Source organism: Streptomyces sp. NBC_00461 (assembly GCF_036013935.1).
Taxonomy (GTDB): Bacteria; Actinomycetota; Actinomycetes; order Streptomycetales; family Streptomycetaceae; genus Streptomyces.
The window spans coordinates 10,117,712-10,132,772 of the sequence record NZ_CP107902.1 but is presented as its reverse complement, the minus strand read 5'-3'; the positions used below and the strand labels follow the sequence as shown (position 1 = coordinate 10,132,772).

The 15,061-nt window shown below is 68.6% G+C and carries 13 protein-coding genes and 1 pseudogene; 6 read left to right on the top strand and 8 right to left on the bottom strand.

Going from position 1 to position 15,061, the window contains the following annotated elements; translation table 11 throughout:
* Nucleotides 1-106: 106 nt before the first annotated feature.
* Nucleotides 107-1,096 carry a helix-turn-helix transcriptional regulator gene (locus tag OG870_RS46800; RefSeq protein ID WP_327692271.1) on the bottom strand — a complete coding sequence of 330 codons (990 nt, stop codon included), beginning with the start codon at nucleotides 1,094-1,096 and terminating at the stop codon, nucleotides 107-109.
* 92 nt (nucleotides 1,097-1,188) lie between these two features.
* Between OG870_RS46800 and OG870_RS46795 the strand changes: the two genes are divergently transcribed.
* Nucleotides 1,189-1,587 (top strand): VOC family protein, encoded by a 399-nt coding sequence (locus OG870_RS46795; RefSeq protein WP_266588201.1) that lies wholly within the window; start codon nucleotides 1,189-1,191, stop codon nucleotides 1,585-1,587.
* A gap of 352 nt (nucleotides 1,588-1,939) precedes the next feature.
* On the opposite strand, the gene OG870_RS46790 is transcribed toward OG870_RS46795, so the two are convergent.
* Nucleotides 1,940-2,431: an HIT family protein gene (locus OG870_RS46790; protein WP_327692270.1), complete on the bottom strand. Its 492-nt coding sequence runs from the start codon at nucleotides 2,429-2,431 to the stop codon at nucleotides 1,940-1,942.
* Nucleotides 2,432-2,615: 184 nt separating this feature from the next.
* Complete coding sequence (locus OG870_RS46785) at nucleotides 2,616-2,774, bottom strand: hypothetical protein (protein ID WP_266528471.1); 159 nt, start codon at nucleotides 2,772-2,774, stop codon at nucleotides 2,616-2,618.
* Nucleotides 2,775-3,000: 226 nt separating this feature from the next.
* Between OG870_RS46785 and OG870_RS46780 the strand changes: the two are divergent.
* From OG870_RS46780 to OG870_RS46770, 3 genes and pseudogenes are all read left to right on the top strand, one after another.
* Nucleotides 3,001-3,327, top strand: a pseudogene (locus OG870_RS46780) (transposase family protein); the annotation flags it as partial.
* Nucleotides 3,328-3,587: 260 nt separating this feature from the next.
* Entirely contained in the window at nucleotides 3,588-3,956 is a 369-nt protein-coding gene (locus OG870_RS46775; RefSeq protein ID WP_266528467.1) for an LAETG motif-containing sortase-dependent surface protein, read from the top strand.
* Nucleotides 3,957-4,057: 101 nt separating this feature from the next.
* The gene (locus tag OG870_RS46770; RefSeq protein ID WP_266528463.1) at nucleotides 4,058-5,830 is read left to right on the top strand and encodes a DUF4012 domain-containing protein; all 1,773 of its coding nucleotides are present in this window, start codon (nucleotides 4,058-4,060) and stop codon (nucleotides 5,828-5,830) included.
* Nucleotides 5,831-5,962: 132 nt separating this feature from the next.
* Here the strand turns inward: OG870_RS46770 and OG870_RS46765 are convergent, their stop codons facing one another.
* A complete protein-coding gene (locus tag OG870_RS46765) occupies nucleotides 5,963-6,535 on the bottom strand; it encodes an arsenate reductase/protein-tyrosine-phosphatase family protein (protein ID WP_266528460.1) in 573 nt (190 codons plus the stop codon).
* A 49-nt stretch (nucleotides 6,536-6,584) separates the two neighbouring features.
* Entirely contained in the window at nucleotides 6,585-8,036 is a 1,452-nt protein-coding gene (locus OG870_RS46760; RefSeq protein WP_266588197.1) for a polysaccharide biosynthesis tyrosine autokinase, read from the bottom strand.
* Nucleotides 8,037-8,293: 257 nt separating this feature from the next.
* Here OG870_RS46760 and OG870_RS46755 point away from each other — a divergent pair, with 257 nt between their 5' ends.
* Nucleotides 8,294-9,613: a glycosyltransferase family 4 protein gene (locus tag OG870_RS46755; protein ID WP_266928034.1), complete on the top strand. Its 1,320-nt coding sequence runs from the start codon at nucleotides 8,294-8,296 to the stop codon at nucleotides 9,611-9,613.
* A gap of 72 nt (nucleotides 9,614-9,685) precedes the next feature.
* On the opposite strand, the gene OG870_RS46750 is transcribed toward OG870_RS46755, so the two are convergent.
* Genes OG870_RS46750 through OG870_RS46740 form a run of 3 tightly spaced genes read right to left on the bottom strand, consistent with a single transcriptional unit; the run spans nucleotide 9,686 to nucleotide 13,183 of the window.
* A complete protein-coding gene (locus tag OG870_RS46750) occupies nucleotides 9,686-11,062 on the bottom strand; it encodes a UDP-glucose dehydrogenase family protein (RefSeq protein ID WP_266588193.1) in 1,377 nt (458 codons plus the stop codon).
* 21 nt (nucleotides 11,063-11,083) lie between these two features.
* Nucleotides 11,084-12,112: a UDP-glucose 4-epimerase GalE gene (gene galE, locus OG870_RS46745; RefSeq protein ID WP_266528446.1), complete on the bottom strand. Its 1,029-nt coding sequence runs from the start codon at nucleotides 12,110-12,112 to the stop codon at nucleotides 11,084-11,086.
* Nucleotides 12,113-12,142: 30 nt separating this feature from the next.
* Nucleotides 12,143-13,183, bottom strand: a complete 1,041-nt coding sequence (locus OG870_RS46740) for a UDP-glucuronic acid decarboxylase family protein (protein ID WP_266588191.1) — start codon at nucleotides 13,181-13,183, stop codon at nucleotides 12,143-12,145.
* Nucleotides 13,184-13,545: 362 nt separating this feature from the next.
* On the opposite strand from OG870_RS46740, the gene OG870_RS46735 reads away from it, so the two are divergent.
* On the top strand, nucleotides 13,546-15,036 hold the full coding sequence (locus tag OG870_RS46735; RefSeq protein WP_266588189.1) for an oligosaccharide flippase family protein: 1,491 nt from the start codon (nucleotides 13,546-13,548) through the stop codon (nucleotides 15,034-15,036).
* Nucleotides 15,037-15,061 lie beyond the last annotated feature (25 nt).

The window sequence follows — 15,061 nt, the reverse complement described above, 5'->3', positions numbered from 1 at the left end:
AACGTCCGTGTGCCGCATGCAGGACAACCTGCGTGCGTACCCGCAGCGGGCACGGCAGGCGGACTGAAGGCCAGGTGTGCCATCTCATGACATTGGTTCCTCGCTGTCAGGCCTGGCGGGCGTAGGACGCGAGGCGATCGGCTAGCGAGATGACGAGGTCGCGCAGTTCATCGGGGCGCTCGATGACGAACGGCCGGTCGAGTGAGGCGAGTACCGGAGGCAACCAGTCAAGCCGCTCCGCCCGTAGTTCGACGCGCACCCAGCGCTCGGTCGCCCGGTCCTTGCCTGCCGTGGGCGCGTGCTCCTCCAGGCTCGCGACGCTGGCGGGAAGGTGCGCGCGGATCTGCTCAACGGTCCCGTGGATCCGCAAGGTCACCTCATGCCGGTACTCAGCCGTGGCGAACCCTGACAACACGCGCTGTGCCGGACCGGGACCCACGGGCGCCTCGAATGAGCCGGGCAGGGTCCTCGCGTCTGCGATGCGATCGAGCCGGAAGGTTCGGGCCTCGCCGATCTCGGGGTCCGTGCCCGTGACGTACCACCGGCCTGAATGGGCGATGATCCCGTACGCGTGCAGCGTGCGTTCGCTGCGCCGGCCGTCGCGGTCGGTGTAACGGATCGAGACCGGTCGGCGGTGGCGCACCGCATCGGCGATGGTGAGCAAGACCCCAGCGTCCGGGGTGGCGAACTCGCCGGGCTGATCCGTGAAGGCGAGAGCTTCCAGGAGTGTGGCGAGCCGGCGGGCGACATGCTTGGGCAGCACCCGCCGGATCTTCGCCGATACCGTCTCGCTCGCCGTGCGCTCCGCCGTCGTCAACCCTGCTCGGCGGCCGGCGACCAAGCCGAGCAGCACGGCCAGCGCCTCGTCATCGCTGAGCATGAGCGGGGGCAAACGGTACCCGGGGGCGAGTCGGTACCCGCCGTAGCGGCCACGCACCGACTCCACGGGCACGTCAAGGTCGATCAGATGATCCACATACCGCCGCACGGTGCGCCCCTCAACGCCGAGCCGGTCGGCGAGTTCGGCCGCCGTCCGGGTGCCGCCCGACTGCAGCAGCTCCAGCAGTGTCAGCACGCGGCCGGTGGGTCGAGGCATGTCCGCAGCCTAACGTGAATACAGGACCGATTCTGTCCACTATTTCTTCTAGCCTGCGACGTGCACGCCTCCCCGCAGCCAAGGAGATTCCCATGGACTTCGTCTCGATCCGCATCATCACCAGCGACGTCGCGCGCCTCGTCGAGTTCTACGAGCGAGCCACAGGAGTGCAGGCGACGTGGGCCACCGAGGACTTCGCCGAACTCAAGACCGCGGGCGCCACCCTTGCGATCGCCGGCACCCGCACCGTCCCGCTGTTCGCCCCGGGCTCTGCCCGCCCGGCGGACAATCACAGCGTGATCACCGAGTTCCGCGTCGACGACGTGGACCGCCTTCACGAGAACCTGACCGGCTTCGTCACCGACTTCGTCAACGAACCCACCACGATGCCCTGGGGCAATCGGTCGCTGCTGTTCCGCGACCCCGACGGCAACCTTGTCAACTTCTTCACCCCCGCCACCCCGGCGGCCATCGAAAAGTTCGCACGCTGACGCCAGGCACAGTCACTCACGCGGGAGCCCAGAGATCCCAGGGCTCCGATGAACGCGTCCGCCGAGTCAGGAGCGCCAACAGCAGGGGGCACCGGAACGCATCGCTGACCCCCGAGCGACGTCTGCGGTCGTGCCTGCGGATCGACGCCGGCCGGCCGATCACGCACGTTGCTGCCGAGGCCGGACCATCGCGCCGCCGCCCGGCCAGTGGTACGCCCGCTGGCGCGCGCACGGCGAGAACGGCCTGCTCGACCACTCCCCCGGCCCGCCACCAGCCCGGGCCGCACCGCCGAGGACATCGATGACCTGGCGGAGGCGCCGCGGCGGCAAACCAAGCACAGGCCCGCACAGCTCACCGCCGACACCTGATCCGCACCGCTCCGTTAGCGCGCAACTGCAACTGGTCCAGTTCCTCGCCGATCGCCTCCCGCAGCACATCGTGCTGCGGACTGAGCGCGAACCGCTCGTCGCTCCACCTCTCGCGCGGATACGGCCACAACGGCCTACCCACGAGTTCCGCCGGCTCCCACTCAAACCGCGGCCACACGTGCGCATGCAGAAAGCCATCGGAATTCCCGAGAATCTCCAGGTTCACCCGCCGGAATGCCGGATCCAACCGCCTGCACGCGCGCTCGACTGCTTCGCCCAGCTGATCCATGTCGGACAAGAACGCCCATCGCCTCGCCCTCGGCAGGTCCGACAGCCGCTGCACACTCGCGTCATCCGCCAGGAGCACTGAATAGCCCGGCAGGAACTGAACGTCTCCGATCACCGCGAAAGCCGATTCGAGACGCCTGAGCACGGCGGGATTCTCTCCTCGCAGTGCGCTTCCGATCCGGTCCATCCGCCAGTCATCACTCGTGGCAGGGACGCTACACGCGCGTGATCATTCTTCCCCCGAGCTCATCCAGCCAACGGAAACCGCGCTCTCACTCCCCACGCCCCCGCGCTCCCCACACGATTCAAGATCCAGCCACCGCGTGGTCATCCACTCGGAGACCATCCACCCTCACCTGCGAGCCGCCCGGTCAGCCACCGGCCTTCTTGTCGAACCATCCGAGCGACCGGACGACGGACGCGCCGACAAAGAGGATGCCGAGAGGAACGATCGTGAACCAGACGGCACCGGCTTTCATGGCCGCGAGCAGGGCGATGGCGCCGATGGCCAGCGCCAGGAGCACGAGCATGCCCAGAAGGACACGAATCTTGGAAACCAACGGAGGACTCTCCAACGTTCAGCTGGGCTCTATTGACTGGACAGCGTTCGCTCCCCGTCGGACCGCCGGCGACGGTTGCCCAGCAGGGAGGCAGCAAGCTCCCCGGCGTGACACCACGGCCCCGCCAGGAAGCTCATGGGGCGAGTCTCCCAACGCTGCCTTCCGGAGGGGCCAGTAGAACTACGTAATCGAATACGTAGGTTCACCCCGCGAGCACGGCATCATCGACGCTCTCGCCGAGACCGGCATCACCTGCTGGGCGGACAAGGGCTACCAGTGCGCAGGCAGCACGGTCCGCCTCCCGCACCCCGGCCGGTGGGACCGCCTCTCCGCCGATCACCAGGCCGTCAACCGATCCCAGGCAAAGGTCCGGGCCCAGGTCGAACAGGCCATCGCCACCCTCAAGTCCTGGCGGATCCTCCGCCAGTCCTGGCGGATCCTCCGCAAGCTCCGCTGCTCGACAACCCAAATCACCAGCCTCGCCCAAGCCGTCCCCACCCTCCATCTGGCCAGCTCAAGCTGAGGACGGAAAAGGCTCACTGCCCGCAACGCACAGGACTTCCCGCGATCGTGCCGGTGAAGTAACCGGCCCTACGCGGCACGCCGACGCTTCCGGGCGGCGCGGCTGCGGCTGCGGCTGCGTCCTGATGCCGCTACACCATCCGGTGATTAATGCGCTAGATGATGTTATTTACGACCGCAATGTCCTATTCATTCCACTATCCGGGTCCTGAGCGCTGCCCTCGCCGCACGGGCCTAATCAAGTCGAGGAGAGTGGAAGAGATGACGACATCGCCGAGATGGCGATCTGTTGTGGGGTCGGCCGCCGTGGCTGCTGCGCTGTTCGCAGCACCCCTGGCAGGCGTTGCTGCCGCCCACGCCCAGACCAACCCGTATCCCGCGCATCCGTCGCACACGCCCTACCCCCCACAACCGTCGCACACCCCCTACCCGCCCTACCCACCGAAGCCGCACCACCCTCACGACCACGAGCATGGCCATGACCAGGGCCATGACCAGGGCCACGGCCACCTCGCGGACACCGGTTCCGACGACCACACCAAGGAAATCGTGCTGGGTGGTGTTGCGGCCGCTCTGGTCGCGGCGGGTGCCGGCACCATGCTGGTCATGCGTCGTCGCAACAACTCATGACGGTGCCCAAAGCACGTCTGTCCTTCCCTCTGCGGCGTCCCGGGTCTGCCCGGGACGTCCGCGGGGTACGCCGACGCGTTCACGGCCCTGTGGCCAGGAGCGTGCTGCTTGCCGCCGCCGCTGTTCCAGCGGCGGCGGCCGCCTGGATCGGTGGCACCGGCGTGCTCGCCCACCGCGAACTCCTCGCCGCCCAGGCCGACCTCAACGCGCTGCGGGAATCGGTCGCGGCCTCGGCCGGGTCCCATCCCACCGAGGCCGTTGCCGCGGGGGCCCCGGCAGAATCCAAGCCGGAGCGACTGGTGCGTTCCGCAGCCGAACACGCGGCGAAAGCACACAGCCTGACCACCGGACCGGCCTGGTACACCGCCGCCCACCTACCCTTCGCCGGCAGCCCCCTGGAGACCGTGCGCGGCATCGCAGCGGCATCGGACAGACTGGCCGGCGATGTGCTGCCGCCGCTCGTGCGGGCCGTCCCCCGCTTCTCGGCTGGCGCTCGCGCGGGCGGCATCCCGCACGTTCTCACCGAGCTGGAGGGCCAGGCGTCCGCGTTCACCCGGGCCGCGCACATCGCGGCCGAGGTACGGGACGATGTCCACCACCTCCCCGAGTCCACGTGGCTGCCGGCCGCCGACCGCGCCGAAGCGCAGCTGACGGATCGGCTGGACCGCCTCGTCCCACAGACCCGAGACGTCGCCGTCGCGGCCCGTGTGGTGCCGTCCATGCTCGGGTCGCATGGGCAACGGCGCTACATCCTCGCTTTCCAGAACACGGCCGAGGCCCGGGGCACCGGAGGCCTCCCAGGGGCCTTCGCCGTACTGCGGGCCGACCGTGGCCGCCTGTCCTTCGAGCACTTCGGCAACAACATCGAGATGGACGGCAGCCACGCGGACATCGACCTCGGAGCCGAGTTCAGAGCCCAATACGGCAACAACGGACCCCAGAGTCTGTGGGCCAACTCCAACATGAGTCCCCATTTTCCGTATGCGGCCCGCATCTGGACCGCGGACTGGCACAGTCACAGCGGTCAGCGCCTCGACGGCGCGATCGCCATCGACCCCGGTGCGCTCGGCCTGCTGCTGCGCGCTGCCGGCCCCGCCCGGCTGCCCGACGGCACCTCGCTGACGGCCGACAACGCCGTGGACGTCACCGAGCGGGCCGCGTATGCGAAGTACGACGACGTCGCCCAGCGCAAGGCGTACTTCGCGGAGGCCGCCCGCGCCGCCGCCGGACGGCTGATGCAGGCGACCGACGACCCGCACCTGATCCCCGCGTTGCTGGGTGCCGTGCACGAGGTGCAACGGGAAGGCCGGCTGCAGGTGTGGAGCGCGCACAAGGGCGAGCAGCGGCTGCTGGAGTCGCGACCCTTCTCAGGCGCGCTCCCCGATTCTCCTGGCCCCTTCGCGGGGCTCGTCGTGAACAACGCGGCCGGCACCAAGCTGGACTACTACCTCGATCGCAGCATCATCTGGGCGCCGGGTGCCTGCACGGACGACGGCCGATCGGTCACCGCGACCGTGACCCTCACCAACCGCGCACCGTCCTCCGGCCTCCCCCACTACGTCACCCAACGGGTCGACACCCCGCCCTACCGGACCCACCCGGGCGACAACCGGCTGCTCGTGACGTACTACGCCGGCACGGGAGCGAGCCTGACCCGGGCCACCCTGGACGGCCACCCGGTCGAGATGATCCCCGGCGCAGAACGCGGCCATCCGGCGTACACCGTCGACCTGGAGCTTCCCCGGCAGTCCAGCCGCACGCTTGTGCTGCACCTGCGCGAACCGGAGGCCGACCGTGCCCCGACCATCTGGCGGCAGGCCCTGGTGACACCGCTGCGGTCGACGGTGCGCCCCGCGGCTGCCTGTCATCGCTGAGCAATCGGCGCAGCGGCTGCCCCGTGAACAGCCGGCGGAGCGGTCGCTGCCGCCGCGCCAGGTGTACGGGAGCGGCGGCAGCGGCTGCCTCGTCATCCGGACCACCTCCGGGTCTCGGTTGAGGCGGTGGCGTCAGGGGGCCAGGATCCCGGCGAGCGTCAACACCGCATCGCGGACCTCCAGGGCCCGCGCCTTGTGCACACCCGGGGAGGCGCCGTAAGGGTCGGCGATGCCGTCGGACTCGCCCGGCGGGGGAACCACCACACCGCGCCGGGACGCTGCCAGCCGGACCGTCTCGCGTGGTGTGTCGGCGCTGGTCCCCTCCGCGAGCCGGACGAACTCCCGGAGGGTGAAACAGCGGCGCAGTGCCAACGGGCAGAGCCGTACGGCAGCCTCCCGGTGGCACCGCTCCAGGCCCAGCACCAGGTCGGCCCGTTCGATGTGGCCGACGTCCAGCCGTCGGGCCGTGAACTCCCGTACGTCACCGCCCATTTCGCCGAGGATTGTGCGCGTCACGGCGTCCAGCGGTGCCGGCCGGGCAGCGGTGCCCGCGCTGCGGACCCTGAAATCTGGCTCCGGCAGTACTGCGCCCAGAAACCGTTCCGCCACCGGCGACCGATGCAGGTTGCCGGTGCAGACGAACAGCACTTTGAAGGCAGTCGCCGGGCCCTCTTCGCGGTGGCGGCGGAGCCTGTCGGTACTCATGGGGCTTCTCCATGCATCCGGCCCCGAAGGCCGTTCGGTGCAGGACTGCTCACTGCTCGTCGGCGGGAGATCGCAGGGTCGCCTCGACGGGCTCCTCGCCGCCGGCCGGCGGACGGGGCAGGGGCACTTCGGCCGGCGCGTAGCCGTAGCCGTACCCCTTGTTCTTGAAGGCGGTGGACATGCTGAAGACGGCGCCGAGGATGCGTACGCCGGTCCGGCTCAGCGACTCGGCGGCGTCGCGGATCTGGTCTCGGCCGGTCTTGGAGGCGCGTACGACGAGCAGCACGCCGTCGGCGAACGGGGCGAGGCCGATGGTGTCGGCGACCGGCAGCAGAGGAGCGCTGTCCACGATGACCACGTCGTAGCTTTCGGCGAGTTCCCGCAACACCTCGGCCATCCGGCCGCAGGAGAGCAGCTCGGTCGGGTTGGGAGGCACCGGACCGCTCGTGAGCACCGCCAGCCGTCCGCCGGCCTGCTGCGTCACGTCCTCGACCCGGGCCTGGCCGATGAGCACGGTGGTCAGTCCGGCCGCCTCGACCAGCCCGAAGGTGGGGGCGACGGAGGGGCGGCGCAGGTCGGCGTCGATCAGACAGGTCCGCATTCCCGCGTCGGCGAGCGAGAGCGCCAGGTTGACGGAAGTGGTGGTCTTTCCTTCGCCGGGCACCGGGCTTGTCACGACGATCACCGTCGGCCTGTCGTCGACCTGGGTGAACTGCAGGTTGGCGCGCAGTTTGCGGAAGGCCTCGGCGCGCGCGGAGGTGCTGGCGGTGTCCATCGCAACCCGCCGCTGTGCCGCGCCCTTGTCGAACGGGATGGAACCGAGGACCGGCAACGAGGTGAGCTCCGCCAGGCCGTCGCTCGTCTTGATCGTGGTGTCGAGCGCCTCGCGCAGCGCGACGAGTGCGGCGGCGAGCAGCAGTCCGCCGAGCACTCCGGCCGCGAGGTCGAGCAGCTTGTTCGGTGACATGGGACGCTTCGGGACGTTCGCCTGCTCGGTGACACCGAGCGAGACGGGCGAGGCGGGGTGGCCGGATGCCTTTTTCGGTGAGGCGGCGGCCTTCTTCGGCGTCTCCAACTCCTCGACCACAGCGGCGAAGTGCTCCGCGACGGCGTCGGCGATACGCGCCGCGCGCGCCGGAACCGTGTCACGAACCGTGATGTTGATGAGCACGGTGTTGAGCGGAGCCTCGGCGGTGATGCGGGTGGCGAGTTGCTCCGGCGTGTACTTCAGCCGTAGCTCGCGCACCACGGGCTCGGTCACCTGGCGGGTGGCGACGATGGCCGCATACGACTGGACACGCGCCTGGGAGAAGGACTGCCCCTGGTTCAGTTCGGCGGTGTCCACACCGGAGCGGGTGGCTACGAAAAGCTGGGTGCGGGCCGCGTAGACCGGCGTGCTCAGGGCGATCACCGTCTCGGCAGTGCCGATACCGAGTACAAGGCAGATCAGGATGGTGGGCCAGCGTCTGGCCAGTACTTTCAGATATCCACGAAGGTCCAACGTGCACCCCTCACAGGGCAGAAGATGCCCCATCCAATTTATTCGGCGGTGAATGCCCCGCACAGAATAGGTGCCACGGTTCCCTGTATCCGGTAGCCACGACAGCGCGGGTATACCAGGACTGGGAATTCGTGAGCCGTTCGGGGGAAAATGGCCACGAAAACGCATCGAGAGAAACGTTTCATCAATGAATTCCCACCCCAGCCGAAGCAATATGCCTGGCGGCAGGACGGCACGGCGAATGAGGTAGGGGTTCTATGCGTACGAAGACCGTAGGTGAAGCCGACCCTGGGTCTGAAAAGACGGCACGCAAACTGCGTATCGTGCTGGTCGCGTTCGCCTGCGATCCAACGCGTGGCAGCGAGCCGGCCATCGGCTGGGGCTGGGCCGAAACGCTTGCGAGACACGGGCACACGGTGGAGGTCCTGACGCACCACGAGTTCGACAACGTGCTGCACATCACGCGCCGAGTGGAGGACCTGGGGGCGGTGGGCGAACGCATCAAGGTGCACGTTGTCCCGCCGCCGGCCGCCCCTGCGTGGACCGGGCTGCTGCCGGGCTTCCTGCGCGGCATGGCCCAGGAGGTCAAGTGCTATGACGGCTGGCAGCGTCGGGCTCTGGCCTACGCCCGCAGTCACGGGCTCGATGCGGCCGACCTTGTGCACCACGTCTCCTACGGATCTTTGCAGGGCGGCAGTGCGTTGCGTCGCCTGGGTCCGCCGTTGGTGTTCGGCCCCGTCGGCGGCGGCCAGACCGCACCGCACAGTCATCGGCGCTTCATGGGCGCCGCGTACTGGCAGGAGGCGCTGCGAACGCTGGTGTGGGTTCGCTGCCTCAGCCGTCGGCCGTCGTGTCGTAGCACTCTGCGCAAGGCTGCGGTGGTCCTGGCCACCAACCGGGACACCGAGCGACTGGCCCGCCGTCTGAGCCGTGCTGTCACTCATCTGATGCTGGCCGACGGCATCCAGGAGTCACTGATCCGAGAGCCGGCGCAGGACCAGCAGACCCGCCCCGTCCGTCCGCCCACCGTCTTGTGGGTCGGCAGACTGCACCCGCGCAAGACTCCCGAACTGGCGCTGCGGGCGGTCGCACATCTGCGGTCGGAAATTCCGGAGGCCCGCCTCGTGATCCTCGGCGACGGGCCGCTGCGACTGCCTCTGGAACGACTCGCTCACCGCCTGGGCGTAAGTGAATCAGTGGAATTCCGTGGCCTGTTGCCCCGGGAAGAGGTTTTTCGGGCCTGCGACGACGCCGATGCGTTTTTGATGACCAGCCTGCGGGACTCCTCCAGCACGCAGACATTGGAAGCGTGGGCCCGAGGTCTTCCCGTCGTCCATCTCGGCCACCACGGCATCAGTGACTTCTCGGCGCCGGGCGGTGCGATCTCCGTGCCGCTCGGTAACCCTGCAGATCTGCCCCAGCGCATTGCATGGGCACTGAGCGGTGTGCTCACGGAGCGACAGACACGCCATTGCATGGAACGAGCCGCGCTGTCGTGGGCTCGCAAGCACACATGGACGGCGAAAGCGGAAATCGCCGAAAGGCTTTACCACGCCATTCTGCCCGGGGAGAGGTGAGGGTGCCCTGCTGTGACCAGGGACCGATTCGGGGAGCCCCTCGGTCCCGTGGCCTCAGCCGGGCCGCGGGGTTCAGCCCAGGTCGGCGGACAGCACGTGGTCGGCGGCCGCCTGCTGGCTCGGCAGGGCGGGCGGCGTGGGCCGACCCAGCGCCCGCAGAGTCCATCCGGCGGCCCGCCACTGCGACGCGTCGAGGGCGTTGCGCGCGTCAAGGATCCTTCGCGCGGGTGTCACGGCGGCGAGCGCGACGGGGTCGATCCGGCGATAGAGGCTCCACTCGGTCGCATGCAGGACGAGATCGGCGCCCAGGCAAGCCTTGTCCACGTCGGGGGCGTATCCGAGCATGGGCCAAGCGGCCCGGGCGTTGTCGATTCCCTGCGGGTCGTGCAGCTGTACGTCCGCACCCTCGCGGTGGAGCGCGACGGCAACGGCGAGAGCGGGCGAGTCGCGCACATCGTCGCTGTCGGGCTTGAACGTGGCACCGAGGACGGCGATGCGGCGGCCGGTGAACTCTCCGCCCACCATGTCCCGGGCGATGTCGACGGTGCGCCGTCGCTGCCGTGCGTTGATCTCGTCGATCTCGCGGAGAAACGACACAGCGCTGCCGACGCCGAGTTCGTCGGCGCGCGCCGTGAACGCCCTGATGTCCTTGGGCAGGCATCCGCCCCCGAAGCCGAGTCCTGCGCGCAGGAAGCGGCGGCCGATTCGGGTGTCGTAGCCCAGGGCGTCAGCCAGGGTCGTCACGTCGGCGCCTGTTGCATCGCAGACCTCGGCCATCGCGTTGATGAACGAGATCTTCGTGGCGAGGAAGGAGTTCGCGGCGACCTTCACCAGCTCGGCGGTTGCCGGGTTCGTGCTGATGTAGGGCACACCTGCGCGCAGCATCGGTGCGTAGACCTGGCGCAGAATCTGGTCCGCTCGCTGCGACAGAACGCCGGCCACCAGCCGTTCCGGGCGGAGCGTGTCCTGGACGGCGAAGCCCTCCCGGAGGAACTCCGGATTCCAGGCGACCTCGACGGCCGTGCCCTGCGGGGCAGCCTCCTGGACGCGCGCGGCGAGTCGGGCCGTCGTTCCCGCGGGAACCGTGGACTTGCCCACGATCAGGCAGCGGCGGCGCAGCCGGGGCGCCAGCGCGTCGATGACGGTGTCGACCGCCCGCAGGTCGGCGGCCGACGAGTCCCGGCTCTGCGGGGTGTTCACACAGACGAAGTGCACATCGCCGAACTCGGCTGCCTCGCCGAGGCAGGTGGTGAAGCGCAGTTTCCCCGAACCGACGGCTCTGCCGAGCACGTCCTGCAACCCTGGTTCGTAGAAGGGGACTCTGCCTTCGTTGAGCGCCGCGATCTTCTCGGCGTCGATGTCGACGCCGAGCACCTCGTGTCCGATGTCTGCCATGCACGCAGCGTGCACAGCGCCGAGATACCCCGTTCCGATGACGGTCAGCCGCATCTTGCTCGCCCCAATTCCGTGTCAGTCCGGATAACCGGACAGGTTGAGTTCCTGGAACCGCCATGCGTCCTCGCACATCGCGGTGAGGTCTCTGCTCGTGGTCCAGTTCCAGGCCTGGGCCACGGCGCCCGGGTCCGCGACTAGGGCGGCCACGTCGCCGGGGCGGCGGCTGGTGATCTCGTACGGGATCGGCGTACCGCAGGCGCGCTGGAAGGCGGCGACGAGGTCCAGCACCGAAGTGCCCTGCCCCGTACCGAGATTGAAGACGCGCATGCCGTTCTCGTCGTCGAGGTGCTCCAGCGCCACGCGGTGGCCTTCGGCGACGTCCATCACATGGATGTAGTCACGCACGCCCGTGCCGTCGGCCGTGGGGTAGTCGTCACCGAAGACGCTGAGCTTCGCAAGCCGCCCGGCGGCGACCTGGGCGAGGTACGGCATCACGTTGTTGGGCGCACCCCGGGGGACTTCGCCGAGCAGTCCGCCGGGGTGCGCGCCGACCGGGTTGAAGTAGCGCAGAGCCAGGACGGAGAACTCCGGCAGATGACGGCAGATGTCGGCGAGCACCTGCTCGCACAGCCACTTCGACGCAGCGTAGGGGTTGGTAGGGCCTACCGGGTCCTGCTCGGTGAGCGGCACCCTGGTCGCGTTGCCGTACACCGAACAGGACGAGGAGAACACCAGGCGGTGGACGCCGTGGTCGCGCATGACGCGCAGCAGTGCCGTGGTGCCGCCGACGTTGCTGTCGTAGTACTCGACGGGCAGTTCGACGGACTCCCCGACGGCCTTCTTCGCGGCAAAGTGGATGACCGCGTCGACATCGTGCTGGTCGAACACCCGGGAGAGGGCGCGCCGGTCGAGGACGTCGATCTCGTGGACGGCGATCGGCGGGCGGTCGGCGATTTTCGCAACGCGCTCCAGCGCGCCGGGCGAGCTGTTGGAGTAGTCGTCGACGACCACGACGTCATAGCCGTGCCCGAGGAGTTCGACACAGGTGTGGCTGCCGATGAAACCGGCGCCGCCGGTCACCAGCACGGTGGTGCGATCCGGCATGGGGTACCTCCCGTCCTTCTCGAATACGTGTCAGACCGCGAAGTCCGTGGGGGTCGGGAGCGGCCTGTCGCCGTGCGGCGGGGGGAGGTGGGAGGTGTCGCTCTGAGCCGCCGCGATCGGGCCGGTCTGGGCGGCGTCATCCTGCGGCCGGCTCCTGAACCACTCCACGGTCCGGCGCACTCCGTCCGCCACCGGAACTTCCGGGTACCAGCCGAGGTGTTCACGGGCACGAGTGATGACCGGGCGACGGCGGACCGGGTCGTCCGTGGGGAGTGGGTGGTACTGGATCTGCGAATCCGAACCCGTGATGTCGAGGACGAGTTCGGCGAGATCGGACACGGTCCACTCTTCCGGGTTCCCGATGTTGAACGGCCCGGTCTCGGACGAGTCCAGCATCGCGACCAGGCCGCGGACCAGGTCGTCCGCGTAGCAGAAACTGCGGGTCTGCTTTCCGTCGCCGTAGATGGTCAGCGGTTCGCCGTCCAGGGCTTGGGCGATGAAGCTCGACACGACCCGGCCGTCGTGCTTGCGCATGCGCGGGCCGTATGTGTTGAAGATCCGGACGATTCCCACGTCGACGCCGAGGCTGCGCCGATAGGCCAGGGAGACGGCCTCCGCGTACCGCTTGGCTTCGTCGTACACGCTGCGCGGTCCGACCGGATTGACGTTTCCCCAGTACTCCTCGTCCTGAGGGTGCACGAGCGGATCGCCGTAGACCTCGCTCGTCGAGGCGAGCAGGAAACGGGCGTTGTTGACCCGGGCCAGTTCCAGGGCGTTCTCGGTGCCCCTGCTGCCCACGGCGAGGGTCTGCAGGGGCAGACGCAGATAGTCCGGCGGCGACGCGGGACTTGCGAGATGGGCGACGGCGTGGACCGGACCGGGAACGTCCGCGGTCACGCTCACGTCGGTGTGGATGAGTTCGAACGCAGGGTAATTCCGCAGGTGTGCGATGTTCTTCGGTCGGCCCGTACTGAAGTTGTCCAGACATACGACGGCGTCTCCACGCCGCAGCAATGCCTCGCACAGGTGCGAACCCAGAAAACCGCCCCCACCGGTCACGGCAACACGCATGACTTTCTCCATGAATTCAACAGGAAGGTGGAGAAGTTTCTCCAAAACACCGAAAATGATATGAGCGCACGCCTGCTTCACTTTTCATGCACAACTGGAGCGGTGCACTGTTTGGCGGTACGGCAGGGGAGCCGGGAATTCGGTAATACGGTGAAGAACGGTCGCCACCACGTACGAACCGATCACTCGTACGTGTGAATTCGGCACTTCGCGCGCCGCGCGCCGCTAGGCCTCTGGGGCTACTTCGCCGCGGCCCTCGCGTGCCTGCCAGGGCGGCTCTTGAGCACCGTGAGAAGGTCCTCGCCTGAACCGCATGAGGCGGACACGAGGAGCCCCATGGAAACCCCCACCGAGGTACACCCGTGACGCAGCTGACCTCCGTCACCGTCAAAGGCGTGCGCTGGACCTATCTCGCTGGCGCGGCCGGTATCGCCGTCCAGATTCCCTACGCGGCAGCGATGGCCCGGTTGCTCACCCCCGCGGACTTCGGGCTGATGGCACTGGCTCACCTGGTGCTGCGTTTCGCCCACAACTTCGCCCAGGGTGGTCTGCGTTCCGCGGTGGTACAGCGCCCGTCCCTCACCGGCCGCGACGTGCGGGTGATCTTCGCGCTGGCTCTCACCGCCGGCAGCTGCTCCTTCGCGGTGATCTGGTTGATCGCGCCGTGCGCCACCGAACTGCTGCGCGGCCCCGCTGAATTGACCAGCCTGATCCGGACGGCCGCGCTGATTCTGGTGTTCATGGCCCTGGGCGCCCCCGCAACCGGACTGCTCAGCCGTGGCATGCGCTACCGAGCCATCGCCTTCACCGACTTCTTCTCCTTCGTCGTCGGCTACTGCGTCATCGGCATCTCCTCCGCCCTGCTGGGCGCGGGCGTGTGGAGTCTCGTCTACGGCACGCTCGGCTGGTACCTGCTGCAGGCGCTGCTGCCCTATCTCATGGTCCGGCACTCGCTGCTTCCCCTGTTCGACGTGCGTGCCATGCATGAGGTCATGCGGTTCGGCGGCAAGGTGTCGGTCAACGGCTTCCTGGAATACCTGACGGAGGACTTCGGCAAGCTCGTCATCGGCCGCTACGTGGGTGTCACCGCCGCCGGGCTCTACGACCGCGCCGCACTCCTGGCGTCGCTTCCACTGCAACAGATCCAAGCGGCGGCGGGCAAGGTTCTCCTTCCCGCCTTCAGCCGCATCCAGAACGAGAGCAACCGGCTGAGCGCCTCCTATGCCGACTGCGCCGCACTGACCACGCTGGTCCTCTTTCCGTTGTGGGCGGTGATCGGCGCGAGCAGCGAGCAGCTGGTCGCACTGCTCCTCGGCAGCCAGTGGCGAGGCAGCGCGGAGCTGGTCCCGATCCTGGGCCTGGTCAGCGCGCTCAGTCTGGTGACGCAGTTCTCGGGCACGCTGGTGGAAGCCATCGGCGCGGTGGGGCGCAAGCTGGTCATCTCCGTGGTGCAGCTGTTGGTTCTCGTCGCCGGAACGGCCCTTGCGCTGTTCCTCGGCTGCGGGGTTCACGGGCTGATGGTGGTGGTGCTTGCCAGTCAGCTCGTCAAACAGGCTCTGTTCCATGCGTGGCTGAACCGGCTCTTCCCGGCCACGCGGCGGCCGGTCGCGGAGGCGTACGCACAGGCTGCCGGTCTCACCGTGCTGATCTGGGTGGCTCTGTGGTCCGTTCAGGGAGCGCTCGAGGGCGGATGCCCCGTGGCGTTGGTCCTCGCGGCCAAGGCGGCGACCGCGGGTGCGCTGGTGCTGGGCTGCCTGCGCTACGGGGCGGGTCTGCACGGTGTGCGGGTCGCTCGGGAACGCGGCCTGCTGCCCGGGAAGCTGTCCCGCCAGGATCTCAAAGAGGCGTGCTGACCCGCTTGCTTCGCCGACCGCCCGG

Excerpts from the sequence above, each read along its gene's own strand:
- OG870_RS46800 (WP_327692271.1), bottom strand. The coding sequence starts at position 1,096 with ATGCCTCGACCCACCGGCCGCGTGCTGACACTGCTGGAGCTGCTGCAG.
- OG870_RS46795 (WP_266588201.1), top strand. The coding sequence starts at position 1,189 with ATGGACTTCGTCTCGATCCGCATCATCACCAGCGACGTCGCGCGCCTC.
- OG870_RS46790 (WP_327692270.1), bottom strand. The coding sequence starts at position 2,431 with ATGGACCGGATCGGAAGCGCACTGCGAGGAGAGAATCCCGCCGTGCTC.
- OG870_RS46785 (WP_266528471.1), bottom strand. The coding sequence starts at position 2,774 with ATGCTCGTGCTCCTGGCGCTGGCCATCGGCGCCATCGCCCTGCTCGCG.
- OG870_RS46775 (WP_266528467.1), top strand. The coding sequence starts at position 3,588 with ATGACGACATCGCCGAGATGGCGATCTGTTGTGGGGTCGGCCGCCGTG.
- OG870_RS46765 (WP_266528460.1), bottom strand. The coding sequence starts at position 6,535 with ATGAGTACCGACAGGCTCCGCCGCCACCGCGAAGAGGGCCCGGCGACT.
- OG870_RS46755 (WP_266928034.1), top strand. The coding sequence starts at position 8,294 with ATGCGTACGAAGACCGTAGGTGAAGCCGACCCTGGGTCTGAAAAGACG.
- OG870_RS46750 (WP_266588193.1), bottom strand. The coding sequence starts at position 11,062 with ATGCGGCTGACCGTCATCGGAACGGGGTATCTCGGCGCTGTGCACGCT.
- galE (WP_266528446.1), bottom strand. The coding sequence starts at position 12,112 with ATGCCGGATCGCACCACCGTGCTGGTGACCGGCGGCGCCGGTTTCATC.
- OG870_RS46740 (WP_266588191.1), bottom strand. The coding sequence starts at position 13,183 with ATGCGTGTTGCCGTGACCGGTGGGGGCGGTTTTCTGGGTTCGCACCTG.